The sequence below is a fragment of the Acinetobacter nosocomialis genome (assembly GCF_041021905.1).
In the GTDB taxonomy this organism is placed as follows: domain Bacteria; phylum Pseudomonadota; class Gammaproteobacteria; order Pseudomonadales; family Moraxellaceae; genus Acinetobacter; species Acinetobacter nosocomialis.
Window position 1 is genome coordinate 305,222 of the sequence record NZ_CP157432.1, and the last position, 15,572, is coordinate 320,793.

Sequence of the window (15,572 nt, forward strand, 5' to 3'; positions counted from 1 at the left end):
CTACCTCTTCGGATTTATTATCGTTTTGCTGTGTTGAGCCAGCCATTGTAATGCCATAATAACAGGGGCATTTCTTAAACGTCCGCTGTCGAGTAGTGTTTGAATTTCGCTATAACTAAACAAATGCAGCTGAATATTTTCACCCTCATCATCTACTCCAAAAACACCGCCTACAGCGGGTAATTCGGTTTCGGCGACATATAGATGAAATAATTCTGAACAGGCGCCTGCTGATGGGTAAAAACTAAATAGATGCTCTAAATCCTGAACTTCACAACCTGATTCTTCAAGGCTTTCACGTCGAATACAACCTTCTGGTGACTCATTGCCATCTAACACGCCTGCAATAATTTCGAGTTGCCACGGCGATTGAGAGTCATCTAAAGCACCAACACGAAACTGTTCAATTAGGGCAAACTGTTGTTTTTGGTCATTGTAGAGTAGAACGCCAGCCGCTTCAGGTCGATGCACAAGTTCGCGCTGCAATACAGGAGTATATTCAGATTGATTAAATAGACGATGTCGAAGGCTGACTTTTTCAACTTGAATAAAACCACTGAACAGAAGTTCACGTGATGTTACTTCGACATCTTTAGATGTATAACTTGGATGCTCGACAATACTCATGATTCGATCAGGACGAAATCTATTTATTTCATCCTAACCGAGAATCATGGCTAGGCAAGTGTTTTTTTTGAATATTTACACTTTATGATACAGTTTTTGTCCTTGCTCTTGGTAAACCTCTTTCATTGCTTTGAGGCCTTCTTCAACCTCTGAATCGCTATTGGTGAGATTGTTGGCATAGTCACGTACATTCTGGGTGATTTTCATTGAACAGAATTTCGGACCACACATTGAGCAAAAGTGTGCAGATTTATGCGCTTCTTTCGGTAAAGTCTCGTCATGCATGCTGCGTGCTGTATCTGGGTCTAGGCTTAGGTTGAACTGATCATCCCAACGGAATTCGAAACGTGCTTTAGACAAGGCATTATCACGAACCTGTGCACCCGGATGGCCTTTGGCAAGATCGGCTGCGTGTGCTGCAATCTTGTAGGTAATAATTCCGTCTTTTACATCTTTCTTGTTTGGCAAACCTAAATGCTCTTTTGGTGTCACATAACAAAGCATTGCTGTGCCATACCAACCAATCATAGCTGCGCCAATTGCAGAAGTAATGTGATCATAACCCGGAGCGATGTCTGTAGTTAAAGGCCCAAGTGTATAGAATGGTGCTTCTTTACATACCTCTAACTGCAAGTCCATGTTCTCTTTAATCATGTGCATTGGTACATGGCCCGGACCTTCAATCATGACCTGAACATCATGTTCCCATGCACGGTGTGTAAGCTCACCCAATGTTTTAAGTTCGCTGAACTGCGCTTCGTCATTTGCATCTTGAATACAACCCGGACGTAAGCCATCGCCTAAGCTAAATGACACATCATAGGCTTTCATGATTTCACAGATTTCATCGAAGTGTGTGTATAAGAAGTTCTCTTCATGATGAGCGAGACACCACTGCGCCATGATTGAACCACCACGAGACACAATACCTGTTAAACGGTTTGCTGTAAGTGGCACATAACGAAGTAGAACACCTGCGTGAATGGTGAAGTAGTCAACACCTTGTTCAGCTTGTTCAATAAGCGTGTCTTTAAAGATTTCCCAAGTCAGGTTCTCGGCAACACCATCAACTTTTTCAAGTGCTTGATAAATTGGTACGGTACCGATTGGAACTGGTGAGTTACGAATAATCCATTCACGTGTTTCATGAATGTTCTTACCTGTAGACAAGTCCATAATGGTGTCAGCGCCCCAACGGGTTGCCCATGTCATTTTCGCAACTTCTTCATCAATTGAAGAACCAAGCGCCGAGTTACCAATATTGGCATTAATCTTAACCAAGAAATTACGGCCAATAATCATTGGTTCAAGTTCTGGGTGGTTAATGTTGGCAGGAATGATCGCACGACCTTCGGCAACTTCTTGGCGAACAAACTCAGGTGTAATTTCTTTTAAGTTTTTCGCACCAAAGTTTTGACCTGGGTGCTGGCGCATATCTACAGCTTCGCGTTGACGCTGATTTTCACGAATCGCAATATATTCCATTTCAGGCGTAATAATACCCTGTTTGGCATAGTGCATTTGAGTGACATTTTTGCCTGCTTTAGCACGGCGTGGGTTTTGAATATGTGCAAAGCGAATATCAGCAGTACGAATATCTTTTAAACGCTCCTGTCCAAACTTTGAAGTTAGGCCAGAAAGAACGTCAGTATCGTTACGCTCTTCAATCCATTTTTGACGAACTGAAGGTAAACCTTTGTTTAAATCAATTTGAACATTCGGGTCAGTATAAACACCTGAAGTGTCATATACCATAATAGGTGGGTTGTGCTCACCACCAAGGCCAGTTGGGGTATCGGTTAAAGAAATTTCTCGCATTGGAACCTGAATATCAGGGCGAGAGCCTTCAATATAAACTTTTTTAGAAGCGGGTAAGATGCGGGTTAAGTCTTTTGCATCTTGTTCATGTTGTGCTGAAATTTCAGCAGAAGAGAGATTCGTTAATTGGTTCATCACATGATCCTTATGAATAACATCAACGAATCAAGCACGACCAAAAACGATGGCGGATTTATCTTGAACTAGATAAATTGAGGGCTTAGGTTTTCAGATGGCTTGATTCCTACGCAGGTCTTAACCTGATCAGGTTCAACGGTACTTGTGATCAAACTTGTGTTGCGATAACACGAAATTTACACAATCTCAGCGAGCTATTACTCGCGCTCCGTCAAGCGATTTAAAGACTAACATGTTTTAGGTTGGCTGGCATTGTCAATTTGTATCTATACAAACCGCATCCATGTGGCAGTCACGATAACTTTTGGTATTCCAGGGTGACTCTAATTCTAATAATTGCTCAAGTTGTTCATGCACAATCTGATAGGTAGATTTCTTTTGCCCATTTTCATCAATTAAATCTGTCTTGAATTGTGTATTACGCTCATCCACAGGAGTGGCAATAAACTTCAGAAATTGTTGAGCGGGTTTTGCTAAGCTGGATTGTTTTTGTGTAGATAAGAAACGAATTTGTTGTAGAGCATCTTTATCAATCCATGTGTTTGGAGCAAACTCATCGGATACAGGCGTATTATCTAGCCCAAAGAAAATAAAATATCGATACTCATTAAACAATAATTTTGCATCATTAATAAAATAACTCTTTGGATATTTTTGAATAAATTTCTCCCAAAATAATGCACGCTCAGTAAGCTCTTTCCATGAGATAGCCAACGCACCATCGTCATAGAAAATGTCTTTATTGTCTTTTGCCATGCGAGTTAAGAACTCTTTTTGGTCAGCGGGTAGGGCTTTAGCAAAAACATCAACTAAATAGTTCGGCTGACGGCGGTAAGTAAACATGCCCTCACCTTGATAGAGTAGCTCAATATAGGCTTGGCCCTCGTGTTGAATCAGATATTGATCACGAGTAACGAGTTGATCGAATAACTTTTTCTTGGTTTTCATTGTTTTTTTAGCATCTAATGGTTCTTGTTCTAAAATGGCATATCCAAAAGCTTCAAACGCTTTTGCTGTTTTTTCATTATGTTCTTGTTTTAGAAAACGCTGATACATAGCCGTCGATGCTTCAATTAGCTTAAGCTGTTCATTATTTTTTAAAGAGGGAACACAGGTTTTAAGTTTTTCATTAATTTGGTTTAATTCTTCTATTTTACTGTTTTGATTAATTTTCTGCATAGCAGCCATAATTTGTAAGCAGCTACTGTCTCGCTGTTCGGTGGACTTTTGTGCAGTTGATTTTTGCTCTTTAGATACAGCCTGATCTTGCTCTGATGTTTTACTACATCCAGCTAAAAGTAGTGCACTGCACATACTCATCATTAGAATTTTTTTCATCTTTATATTTTTATCGAAATTGATATTGCTCAAATTATAACGCTTAAAAAGATTGCATCACTGTTAGAAATCTTTATTATTGGGTAGATCGGTCTACTTAGGTGAAAGCTATGAATGATAAAACAGCAAGACAGAAAATTCTCGATGCAGCGGCAACACTGTTTTATAACGATGGCATTACTGCAACAGGAATTAATACGGTTACGGCTAAAGCAGATGTAGCCAAGATGTCGCTTTACAATAATTTTTCTTCAAAAGGAGATCTTGTTGATGCCTACATTGCTGCACGACATCAAGAGTGGTTAGACCTTTATCAAAACCGTTTAGAAAAAACAAAAACAGCTAAAGAAGCTATTTTGGCCGTATTTGATGCCTATCAAGATCATGCCGAGTTTGCTTATGAAAAGGGTTTTAGGGGATGTGGACTTTTAAATGCTGCTGCTGAGTTTCCTGTAAATAGTGCAGGACGAAGTTCGGTAAGAAGGCATAAAGAAGAAGTTGAGGCTATTGTTGCCGAGCATTTAAAAAAATTAATACCAGACTCACAGCGTATTAGCTATATCGCCTCACAACTTTCTTTTTTATTAGAAGGTTCTATGGCAAGAGCTGGTTTAGAGGGTAGTAGCCGTCAACTTCAATTAGCGAGGCAAATGGCAGAAGATATTTTAGATCGAGAATGCCAACATGATTAGCCTTATTAAAAATAGTAGTTATGGTGGCACAATTGCAATTTTAGTTGCCTCTGTTTTGTGGGGGACAACAGGAACTGCGGCAGCATTTGCCCCAACACTTGGACCACTGGCAATTGGTGCTGTAGCGATGGGCGGTGGAGGCCTTTTACAAGCTCTGGTTGCATCACGAGCTATACGGGAAAACCGGCAATTTATTAGGCGTAATATTCTTATTATTCTTTTGGGCATTGCAGCAGTTGGGATATATCCCTTAGCTTTTTATTCTTCTATGCATTATGCCGGAATTACGATTGGTACAGTGGTTTCAATTGGTTCGGCTCCACTCATTGCAGCAGTTTTAGAGCGGTTCTTTGACCGTAAAGTTTTATCTAAAACATGGTTCCTGAGTTTCGTGTTTGGTGTTGTGGGAGTAAGTTTATTATCTATGGGTGAAAGCCACACAGCACAAGATATTACAAATGAATGGAATAAATACTTCGGTATTTTTCTGGGGCTTGTTGCTGCTACAACTTATTCGCTTTATTCATGGGCAGCAAAAAGATTAATAGATCGAGGTATTGCTGCTAAAGCTGCAATGGGCATGATTATGGGTGGCGGAGCAGTTATTTTACTTCCTACTTTGTTGCTTACAGGGGGCGGTTTATTAGAGAGCTCAACAAATTTACTTGTGGCTGGTTATATGATGCTAATTCCTATGTTCCTCGGTTATTTACTTTTCGGCTTTGGGCTAAAGACTGTAAATGCGAGCAAAGCGACTACGTTAACTTTATCTGAGCCTTTAGTTGCTGCGATTTTTGCGATTGTGTTGGTCGGTGAACATATATCATGGGTGGGCTGGCTAGGCATGTTTTTGATTTTCATTTGTATTTTGATGTTATCAAAGCCTGAAAATACATAAAAATGAAAACTTTTACTGGCTTGAGTTTAAATCAAATTTTTCTTAGTCTTAAAGCCAAGTTTTATCGTTGATTTAGACAATGAAAATAAAATTAATGCTTGTGGCGAGTTTATGGAGTTTTGCATCGCCGAGTTTTGCTTTAGATTTAGTTGAAACTTATGAGCGCGCAAAGCAAAATGATCCGACATGGCAAGCGAATCAACAACAATTTGAAGCAGATCAGCTCAATTTAGGCTTAGCAACTGGTGCTTTATTACCTACAGTCACATTATCTGGAAAGATTAATCGTAATAGCCAAACCGTAAAGCGTTCAAATTTTCCCGGTGTTGATCAAGAGGGACTGTCCGATGCTTTGGTAAGTAATACATCAACAACCAAACAAGCAACTTTATCTGCTCGTCAGCCTCTTTTTCGTATGGATGCATGGGAAGGTTATAAACAGGTTAAAACCTCGGTTGCACTTAGTGAAATTACTTTACGCCTGCAAAAACAAGATCATGTTTTAAACGTGGCAGAAGCCTATTTTAATGTACTACGTCAGCAGGCACTTACCGCTGCATATTTACAAGAAGAAAAGGCTTTACTTGAACAACTCAATATGATGAATGCCAAGCTTAAAGAAGGTTTGGTGGCACGTAGTGATGTAAGTGAGGCAAATGCCCAGTATCAAAATGCCAGAGCCAACCGTATTGCAACTAATGTTCAACTTCTTTTAGCTCAAGAACAGCTCTCTGAATATATTGGCCCTTATCAAGATAAGCTTGCAGTACTGCGAAGTGATTTTACTTTTCAAAAGCCTTATCCAGCCCAGCTTGATGACTGGATTGGCTTAGCCCAACAACAAAATCTAAAGATTCAGCAAGCCCGTTTACAAAAGCGATATGCTGAAGATCAACGCCGTGTGGAAAAAGCTGCACTTTATCCACAAATAGATGCTGTGGCGAGTTATGGTTATACCAAACAAACACCAGAAACACTGATTTCGACTGATGGAAAGTTTGATCAGGTTGGCGTAGAGATGAACTGGAATTTATTTAATGGAGGACAGACCCGAACCTCTATTAAAAAAGCCACTATAGAGTTAAATAAAGCGCAATCCCAGCTCGATGCGGCCATTCGTCGTGCCAATGTTGATGTAAAAAGCGCTTTTATGCAGGTGGATACCGACCGTGCAAAACTTGAAGCAAGAAAGGCGGCAATGGACTCTTCTTCACTTGTCTCTCAAGCCTCAAAAGCAAGTTATAACGAGGGCTTAAAAAGTATGGTCGATGTTTTATTAGCACAGCGTAATGCTTTTTCAGCAAAACAGGATTATCTTAATGCTCAGTATGACTATTTATTAAATGTACTTCGTTTAAAAGCGGCTGTAGGTCAGCTAGGCGAAAAAGATCTAGTTGAATTAAACAGCTGGTTAACGTATCAGTAATAAAAAAATGCTTTTATCTGAAATTTAATTTTGTCATAAAAATTTAATGATTGATGTGTTTTAATGCTCAATCATTTTATCCCTGCGCCATCATGTTGGAGGCTTCCCTTGAGTCCGAGTAATCCGGTGTTAAGCCATCATATTTCTTCTCAATTTAATGAAGATTTGCAAGATGTGAACACAAAGTTTATGACCATGGGTGGCTTGGTCGAACAACAGGTTGCCAATGCAATTCATTCTTTACTTGATACAGATGCGAACTTAGCAATTGATGTTCAATTTAAAGATAATGCAGTCAATCAATATGAACGTGATATTGATGAAGGGCTGACGCTGATTTTGGCACGTCGTCATCCAGCCGCAATTGACTTGCGTATGGTAATTGCCATGAGTAAAGCCAATACTGACTTAGAGCGTATTGGGGATGAAGCTGCAAAAATTGCCCGTATTGCGCAAAATCTATGTGAAGAGGGCGGTTCTCCTCGTGGTTACATGGAAACCCGCCATATTGGTAATCAAGTACGTGTCATGATTCACGATGCCCTAGATGCTTTTGCACGTTTAGATGCTGATCAAGCATTACGTGTACTTTTAGCCGATGCCGACATTGACCGTGAATATCAGTCAGCAACACGTACTTTAATGACTTATATGATTGAAGATCCGCGTCATATTGCACGTGTAATTAACGTGATGTGGGTTTTACGTTCTTTAGAGCGTATTGGTGACCATGCTCGTAACATTGCTGAACAAGTGATTTACATGGCAAAAGGTTTTGATGCTCGCCATACCAAAATTGAAGAAATTGAAGCAAAAGTTCACGAAAAGTAATACTTGAGTTGAAGTATCGAAAGGCCTTGTTTGAAACAAGGCTTTTTTTATTTTTTAGAAATAATAGATAAAAAAATGTCCCGAACTTTGGGGGGAAGTTCAGGACAGAAAATCAAGTGCATTAAGAGAAAACACGACAGGGATCGTGTCTTACTTGCTATGAATTGATATTAAGGTGTGAGCCAATTTATGTCATGTAGAGTCCTGTGCGCTCTATGTAAGGCTTTATATGTTTGTGTAAGTTTCACGTAAAAAAAGGCAGGTCTATGTATATAAACCCGCCTTTTTAATGATGATGAGCTTAGAAAAAACGAATTATTCTGGCTTCCAACCTTCTGCTTTTTCAACGCTTTCATCATTATTGAAGAACTTCTCACGTTGTTCTTCAAGGAATTTTTTCGCTTCTGGATCAAAAACGTTTAAACGCTTTTCATTAATTAGCGTAGTTTGGTGTTGTAGCCATTCTTGCCATGCTTGCTTAGAAACATTTTCAAAAAATTCTTGGCCTTTAGCACCTGGAAACGGAGCAAAGTCTAATCCTTCCATTTCCTTTTGATATTTACGGCAAAATACTTGTCGACTCATTTTGTATCCTTAAGCGTATAACTGTTCTAGACGTTTATGGGCACGGGCAATCGCAGCTTCAACCTGTTTTGGTGAAGTTCCGCCAATATGATCACGTGCATTTACCGAAGCTTCTAGTGTCAAAGCTTTATCAAATACATCTGCTGTAATTAGGTCAGAGAATTGTTGTAATTGCTCAAGTGTGAGTTCAGATAAATCTTTTTCTTCAGCCACACCTAATGCAACAGCTTTACCCACAATTTCATGCGCATCACGGAACGCAACGCCTTTTTTCACTAAATAGTCAGCAAGGTCTGTAGCAGTCGAGAACCCACGAAGTGCAGCTTCACGCATGATTTCAATATTTGGAACCAATGCAGGAATCATGTCTGCAAATGCCATGAGTGAACCACGAACTGTATCGATTGCATCAAATAAAGGTTCTTTATCTTCTTGGTTGTCTTTGTTGTACGCCAATGGCTGACCTTTCATGAGCGTAAGTAAACTAATTAAGTCACCAAACACACGGCCAGATTTACCACGAATCAGTTCTGGAACATCAGGGTTTTTCTTCTGTGGCATGATTGAAGAACCAGTACAGAAACGGTCAGGAATGTTCACAAATTTAAACTGTGCAGAAGTCCAAAGAATAAGTTCTTCAGACATACGTGATAAGTGCATCATGATTAAAGATGCTGCTGCATTAAATTCGATGGCAAAATCACGGTCAGATACAGCATCAAGAGAGTTTTCAGATACAGCTTCAAAGCCTAGTAATTCTGCTGTGTAAGCACGGTCAATCGGATAGGTAGTACCAGCAAGCGCCGCAGAACCAAGTGGCATACGGTTTACACGTTTACGGCAGTCTTGAAGACGCTCAGTGTCACGAACTAACATTTCAAACCATGCCAATAAGTGATGGCCGAAAGTTACTGGTTGAGCTGTTTGCAAATGAGTGAAGCCAGGCATAATAGTGTTTACATTTTTGGCAGCCAAGCCCAACAAACCTTTTTGTAAACGCCCTAATAAGCCTAAAATATCATCAATTTCGTCGCGAAGATAAAGACGTATATCCGTTGCAACTTGGTCATTACGGCTACGACCAGTGTGTAATTTTTTACCTGTAATGCCGATACGTTGAGTCAAACGTGATTCAATGTTCATGTGAACATCTTCAAGATCGATACGCCATTCAAAGTTTCCAGCTTCAATTTCTGCGCGAATGGTGCTTAAACCTTCAATAATGTCGTCTCGTTCTGCTTCTGTCAGTACGCCAACTTTCGCAAGCATGGTAGCATGCGCAATAGAACCAGCGATGTCTTGTTTATAAAAACGTTGGTCAAACTGAACAGAGGCAGTAAATTCTGCTACAAAAGCGTCTGTCGCTTCAGAAAAACGACCACCCCACATACCTGAGGTTTGGTTTGGGGCTGCTGAATTAGGGGGATTTGAAGATGTGGTCATGGTGGCTCAGTAAAATAAAAAAGAGTATATCACTTGCCGAAGCTCAACAAACAAAGTTGTTTTCTACAGCATATCGAAATCAAAATTCCTCCTATTTTTTTACGAAAATTGATCGTTGGCAACACTTATTAGAATTAATTATTGCAAGTAATGTTTTGGCATTGGTTCTAGCCTTGGCGGAAGCGCAGTCTTGGCATGCATTAAGTGGGTCACGCCTTTTACAATATATGATTTTTATTAACTGGGTGATTTTGTCTTTTTTTGCTTTAGTTGAATATTTTCAAAATTTTTTTAGTCAGCTTCAGCAAAAATATGCTTTGGCCATTGGTTTTGTCTTGTTGCAAGCAATTGTGGTGGCGACCACCATCATAACTAATTTTTTTCAATTCGGAATTTTGAAAAGGATGTCTGCTATAGGACAGGACTGGAGTATTTATTTTACTCATGTCCCATTATATTTAAGTTATGGAATATTACTCGGCGCATTTTGTTTACGCTATTTATATGTTCGGGAACAATGGTTACACCAACAATATGCAGAATTAAATGCTCGTATTCAGGCTATGCAAGCACGCATTCATCCTCATTTTTTATTTAATAGTTTAAATAATGTGGTGAGTTTAATTACCATAGACCCAGATAAAGCAGAAAGTATGCTGATTAGTCTGTCACGTTTATTTAGAGCGAGTTTTCAAGAATTAAAATTGGTAAGCTTGTATGAAGAAATTGAGCTTAGTAAACAATATTTAATAATTGAACAAATACGTTTAGGTGAGCGTTTACAAGTTGACTGGAAAATGGAAATTGAACCTTTGCAATTAAAGCAGGTCACGATTCCTTTATTGACATTACAACCTTTGTTAGAGAATAGTATTTTTCATGGGGTCGAACCAATGATAGGTAAAGCAACCATTGGGGTATTGGTTGAAATATTGCAAAATCAGGTCAGTATAGTCATTACCAACCCTTATACAGACGATACAATAAAATCACGGAAAGGGCATGGAATCGCTCTTGAAAATGTTAAGCAGCGCTTGAAGGCGTATTATGGGAACTCTGTTAGGTTCCAGGTGTATAAGGGTGAAACTTTATATACCACTATTATGAGCTATCACTACCAATCAAAATAATAAGTCAGTCAGAGTTAACCATAAAAAAATGGACCAAGTTAACGGTGACAAGGAGGATGAATGAAGGTGCTAATTTGTGATGACGAGCCACTTGCAGTGGAACGATTATCACGTTTAGTTTCAAAGATGGGACATGATGTTGTCGCAACAGCTCATCATGGCCAAGATGCCTTGGAACAGGCACGGCTTCATCAACCGGATGTGATTTTACTTGATATCCAAATGCCGGGTATGAATGGTCTCGTCTGTGCGGAGCAATTAAGTCAGCTTAATCCTCGACCTGCTATCGTATTTTGCACAGCCTATGATCAACATGCTCTAGAAGCATTTAAATCACAGGCACAAGCTTATCTTCTTAAACCGATTGACCCTCAAGAACTTGAGCAGGTTTTTAAGCAATTAACTCAACTTACTCAAGCGCAGCTCAGTGCCTTACCTAATCCTACGCTTTTGCAGGATTTAAAAACCCAAAGACATCAAATTGCTGCTAAAACCTATCGCGGTGTTGAGCTGATTCCTGTTGAAAATATCTATTATTTTTTGGCAGATCAGAAATATGTCACGGTACGACATAAAAATGGCAGTGTCTTGATTGATGAAACGCTAAAAGAACTTGAAACTGAATTTGCAGATCAGTTTATCCGTATTCATCGAAATGCTTTGGTCTCAATTGCTTATTTAGATGGTTTAGAGCTTGTGAGTTCAGGTCAGTATCAGGTTCGATTACGTGGCTTGGATGAAAGACTTTCCGTTAGCCGCCGTCATTTATCTACTCTTAGAGAGCGAATACACCAACTTTAATGAGTCAGCATCCTATTTTCTCAGTGAGATTTTACTTGCAATTTTAAGGGATCAAGTTAAGTTTAGGGTGTATTGTTTGACCAGCCCATGCTTGAATTTATGAAAACCTTGAAAATTGCTACACGACAAAGCCCACTTGCTCTTTGGCAGGCAGAACATATTCGTGCCCGTTTACAGGAGCTTCACCCAGATTTAACGGTGGAGTTGGTTAAGTTTGTCACGCAGGGCGATAAAATTTTAGATACACCTTTAGCAAAAATTGGTGGTAAAGGGTTGTTCGTTAAAGAGTTGGAAGCAGCACTTTTAGATGGTCGTGCCGACCTTGCTGTGCATTCAATGAAAGATGTTCCAATGGCATTACCAGAAGGTTTAACTTTAGCGGTCATTTGCGAACGTGAAGATCCATTAGATGCTTTCGTTTCAAATCATTTTGAAAAATTTGCTGACTTGCCGCAAGGAGCTAGAGTTGGTACATCAAGCTTACGTCGTAAATCACAAATTTTAAAACAACGCCCAGATCTACAAATTATTGATTTACGTGGAAATGTTGGAACTCGCTTAAGTAAGTTAGATGATGGTCAATACGACGCGATTATTTTGGCGAGCGCTGGTTTAAAACGTTTAGGGTTAGAAGAACGCATTCGTCACTGTATCGAGCCAAGTGTAAGTTTGCCTGCGGTTGGGCAGGGCGCTCTTGGTTTAGAATGTCGTGCAGATGATCAAGACGTATTGGCTTTAATACAACCTCTTTTACATACAGAGACTGATGTTTGTGTGCGTGCTGAGCGTGCTTTTAATGCCTATCTTGAAGGTGGTTGTCAGGTTCCAATTGCAGGCTATGCAACCCTACAAGACGGCAAAATTCATATTGAAGGCCGTGTAGGGAGTGTTGATGGGCAAACATTACTGCGTGCTGAACTCACAGATGAAGCACACAATGCTCAGCAATTAGGTGAAAACCTTGCTCGAAACTTACTTGAACAAGGCGCTGGCGATTTATTAAAGGCCCTTTACTAACGTTATGCTGTTTATTAATACTCGACCTGATTCACGTGCGGCTGAATTAACTCAAGCTTTGCAAAATAAGGGGTTTCAGGTCGAGTCTTTACCTCTTTTAGAGCTGGTTGCTCAACCTTTTTCAGAATCACTCGCTCAACTCTATCAGCAGTTATCTGGCGCACAAGCGATTGTAGTTGTGAGCCCCACTGCTGTTGATGTGGGGATGCAATATTTAAAGCAAAGTGGTTTAAAGCTAGACGACTTAAAACATATTCAGTGGATTGCGGTTGGACAGGCTACGGCACATCGTCTTTATGAATATGGAGTTGAAGCACATGTTCCAGATGTTGAAACGTCTGAAGGAATGCTCAATCTTCCTATTCTTCATAATATGCGACAGACGGGTAGTGTGGCTTTTTGGAGAGGTGAAGGTGGCCGTCAATTTATGATGGAAACTTTGCAGCAGCAAGGCATTCAGATTTTGAATTTTGTCTTATATCATCGACAGTGCCCAGAAGTTTCATATTCAAAGTTCAAACATCTGACACAGAATTCAAATTATAATTTAGAAAAATGGCTTGTCTTAATTACCAGTGAGGCAAGCTGGAAATATTGGTTAGAGCTTTGTTTAAAAAATAATGTACAACCTGATTGTGTATATTTGGTTTTAGGGCCACGTCTTTTTCAACTTGTAAAAAAATATCGCGATCAACAACAGGCCTATTTTCACATTATTCAACTTGAAAATTTATCGCCTTCGGGGATGATTCATCACATTCAGGCATTATAAGGATTCGTATGAGAAAACTTGTTTCTATCATCATTTTGCTGAGCATCGCTTGGTTGGCTAAGCTCAGTTACGATATGTGGCAAATTTCTCGTACTGTTCCTGAGCTTCAGCAGAGCTTACTGCAATCGGAGCAGCAGTATGCCAATTTAAATGATCAATTGGTGGCATTAAAAAGACAAACACAGACTCAGTCGAGTAGTGACGTTCAAACAGCACCTTTAACAAATCATGAAATCATTCATACTGGTATTGCGCCAACGGTGGTCATTAAACAAAAATTAGATTTAATTCAGTTTGCGATAGATCAACAACAGTTTATTTATGCGGTAGATCATTTAACTCAGCTACAACAATCCTTACCCCAATATGAAATTGCCCCGGCATTACAACACAGTTTAAATCAGGCGATTGAACAGGATAAACAGGCAATACAGCAATACGTAATTGCTCAAAATCAGCGTCATCAATTGATTGATGATTTACTGCAAACTATTGATAAGAATATTCAACAAGCATTAGCTCAACCTAAACTTGAAATGGATCAATCCGAGGCAGTGTCTTGGTGGAAAAAATGGTTCCGTATTGAAAAAGTAGAAACGCCGTCTATTAATTTAATGAATCGAAGTGTTGTATTTAAAGAAGTGCAATTAAGACTCTTAATTGCTGAGCAGGCACTAAATCAAGGAAAGATGGCAGAGTATCAAAATGAGCTGCAATCAGTAATGCAAAAACTAAATGAACTGCCAGACGCCACCAGTCAACAATTGAAAAACCGTATTGCTAAAGTGGCTCACTTATCTATCGTGCCTGTGCCTAAATTATCAACTCTTGGTCTATTAGGCTCATAAGGAGGACATATGAAACATCTCCTATGGGTTTATCTACTCATTAGCTTAGTACTTTTTGCGGCTTTAGCTTTATTGAGTTATGGCTACGGCATGGGTTACGTCTATATCTACTGGCGTCAATTGCAACTGCAAACAAATGTGTGGGGCTTAGTCCTTACCTTTGTTGTGATGAGTTTTATTGCTCAGTTAATATGGCTTTGGATTAAACGTTATTCCTCGCGTGAACAGAGGAAAAGAGAAAATATTTTTCAATTTAAAAACCTTCATCCTTATGAGCAATTAGGTATTGTTTGGCTATTAGAAGCGGCCGAAGACCAACGGGTATTTATCGAACGCGTTTTTACTCAGTCGGGTCTTTTAAAAAATATTATTGATGCCAAGTTTTTAGTTTTAAGTGGAGATTATCAAAAAGCATTAGATGCTTTAGATCAATCCCCACCAATGGCTTTTGAATTAGCCGAGTTGCAGCGTATTGAAATATTTTTAGCTCAAAATGAAGCTGAACGTGCATTAACTCATCTTGAGTTTCTATATCAACATCAATTATCACCTTGGCTTGAAGAGATCGAGACTGCATATCAACAACGATTAACCGCGTTATGGGGGCAGCTTGCTTTACAGCAACCATGGATATATTTGCGTTCAATGAAGTATGGATTATTGGATGCTGAGCATCGTGATTTATGGTTGCAACAGCTTCTACAACAATTCGATCAAGCTTCGGTAGACGATTTACATGCACTGCAACAGCGCTATCTAGATTTAGAGTCTGAAATTCAAACCAGACCTTATAGTAGTAAATTGCTATGGCTAAAACTTTTGGCACGTATGCCAGAAATGAGTATTCAGCATGAAGCATTAACCTTGCATTTACTCAAAGAGCAATTTGATCCAGACGTATTTTACTTATGGTTTCAGCAACAATTGCTTAAGCAGGTTCCTGACTATGCAGATGTTGAGGAAAAGATTAATCAATTCGAATCTCAATATATGAATTTGCCGGTTTTAACATTTGCAAAATGGCATGTTTACATGGCAACGGAGCGTCAAGCTGAAGCAGAAATATTATTAAGTTTATACCCAGATAATATTTTAATGAGCTATTTACGTATTAAATCAACCTTAAAAGAAGATGATGAGTTAATCAAACAGTTAAACCTAATCTTTGAAAATGATGCGAATTTTTTAAAATTTAAAATATGAGGTAA

Annotated in this window: 15 protein-coding genes and 1 riboswitch; of the genes, 10 read left to right on the forward strand and 5 right to left on the reverse strand. The window is 39.3% G+C overall.

The features are described 5' to 3' along the window. The 3 genes from ABLC00_RS01445 to ABLC00_RS01455 all read right to left on the reverse strand — a co-directional run bounded on the left by ABLC00_RS01445 (position 1) and on the right by ABLC00_RS01455 (position 3,921). Entirely contained in the window at positions 1-627 is a 627-nt protein-coding gene (locus ABLC00_RS01445) for an NUDIX domain-containing protein (RefSeq protein ID WP_033846932.1), read from the reverse strand. Positions 628-702: 75 nt separating this feature from the next. Beyond that, positions 703-2,580 (reverse strand): phosphomethylpyrimidine synthase ThiC, encoded by a 1,878-nt coding sequence (thiC, locus tag ABLC00_RS01450; RefSeq protein WP_001072861.1) that lies wholly within the window; start codon positions 2,578-2,580, stop codon positions 703-705. A gap of 89 nt (positions 2,581-2,669) precedes the next feature. Beyond that, a riboswitch (TPP riboswitch) is annotated at positions 2,670-2,804 on the reverse strand. A 34-nt stretch (positions 2,805-2,838) separates the two neighbouring features. Beyond that, positions 2,839-3,921, reverse strand: coding sequence for a hypothetical protein (locus ABLC00_RS01455; protein WP_205200837.1), 1,083 nt, complete (start codon positions 3,919-3,921; stop codon positions 2,839-2,841). A gap of 110 nt (positions 3,922-4,031) precedes the next feature. On the opposite strand from ABLC00_RS01455, the gene ABLC00_RS01460 reads away from it, so the two are divergent. The 4 genes from ABLC00_RS01460 (at position 4,032) to phoU (ending at position 7,768) form a co-directional block, all read left to right on the forward strand. Next, a complete protein-coding gene (locus ABLC00_RS01460) occupies positions 4,032-4,613 on the forward strand; it encodes a TetR/AcrR family transcriptional regulator (RefSeq protein WP_033846933.1) in 582 nt (193 codons plus the stop codon). Continuing rightward, the gene (locus ABLC00_RS01465; RefSeq protein WP_033846934.1) at positions 4,606-5,511 is read left to right on the forward strand and encodes a DMT family transporter; all 906 of its coding nucleotides are present in this window, start codon (positions 4,606-4,608) and stop codon (positions 5,509-5,511) included. The genes ABLC00_RS01460 and ABLC00_RS01465 overlap by 8 nt, the downstream gene beginning before the upstream one ends. Positions 5,512-5,605: 94 nt before the next feature. Next, on the forward strand, positions 5,606-6,937 hold the full coding sequence (locus tag ABLC00_RS01470) for a TolC family outer membrane protein (RefSeq protein ID WP_016803687.1): 1,332 nt from the start codon (positions 5,606-5,608) through the stop codon (positions 6,935-6,937). Positions 6,938-7,045: 108 nt separating this feature from the next. After that, positions 7,046-7,768 (forward strand): phosphate signaling complex protein PhoU, encoded by a 723-nt coding sequence (gene phoU, locus ABLC00_RS01475; RefSeq protein WP_000075183.1) that lies wholly within the window; start codon positions 7,046-7,048, stop codon positions 7,766-7,768. A 315-nt stretch (positions 7,769-8,083) separates the two neighbouring features. On the opposite strand, the gene ABLC00_RS01480 is transcribed toward phoU, so the two are convergent. After that, entirely contained in the window at positions 8,084-8,353 is a 270-nt protein-coding gene (locus ABLC00_RS01480; RefSeq protein ID WP_002053140.1) for an oxidative damage protection protein, read from the reverse strand. Between the two features lie 9 nt (positions 8,354-8,362). Further along, positions 8,363-9,796: an argininosuccinate lyase gene (argH, locus tag ABLC00_RS01485; protein ID WP_033846935.1), complete on the reverse strand. Its 1,434-nt coding sequence runs from the start codon at positions 9,794-9,796 to the stop codon at positions 8,363-8,365. Here argH and ABLC00_RS01490 point away from each other — a divergent pair. The 6 genes from ABLC00_RS01490 (at position 9,787) to ABLC00_RS01515 (ending at position 15,567) form a co-directional block, all read left to right on the forward strand. Beyond that, on the forward strand, positions 9,787-10,926 hold the full coding sequence (locus tag ABLC00_RS01490) for a sensor histidine kinase (RefSeq protein WP_033846936.1): 1,140 nt from the start codon (positions 9,787-9,789) through the stop codon (positions 10,924-10,926). The genes argH and ABLC00_RS01490 overlap by 10 nt on opposite strands. 60 nt (positions 10,927-10,986) lie before the next feature. Next, a complete protein-coding gene (locus ABLC00_RS01495; RefSeq protein ID WP_004710910.1) occupies positions 10,987-11,727 on the forward strand; it encodes a LytTR family DNA-binding domain-containing protein in 741 nt (246 codons plus the stop codon). Between the two features lie 99 nt (positions 11,728-11,826). After that, positions 11,827-12,744 carry a hydroxymethylbilane synthase gene (hemC, locus tag ABLC00_RS01500; protein ID WP_193786317.1) on the forward strand — a complete coding sequence of 306 codons (918 nt, stop codon included), beginning with the start codon at positions 11,827-11,829 and terminating at the stop codon, positions 12,742-12,744. Between the two features lie 4 nt (positions 12,745-12,748). After that, positions 12,749-13,516 carry a uroporphyrinogen-III synthase gene (locus ABLC00_RS01505; RefSeq protein WP_031956188.1) on the forward strand — a complete coding sequence of 256 codons (768 nt, stop codon included), beginning with the start codon at positions 12,749-12,751 and terminating at the stop codon, positions 13,514-13,516. A gap of 8 nt (positions 13,517-13,524) precedes the next feature. Continuing rightward, positions 13,525-14,364, forward strand: a complete 840-nt coding sequence (locus ABLC00_RS01510; protein ID WP_031956189.1) for a hypothetical protein — start codon at positions 13,525-13,527, stop codon at positions 14,362-14,364. A gap of 9 nt (positions 14,365-14,373) precedes the next feature. Beyond that, positions 14,374-15,567 (forward strand): hypothetical protein, encoded by a 1,194-nt coding sequence (locus ABLC00_RS01515; RefSeq protein ID WP_033846938.1) that lies wholly within the window; start codon positions 14,374-14,376, stop codon positions 15,565-15,567. The last annotated feature ends 5 nt before the right edge of the window (positions 15,568-15,572 follow it).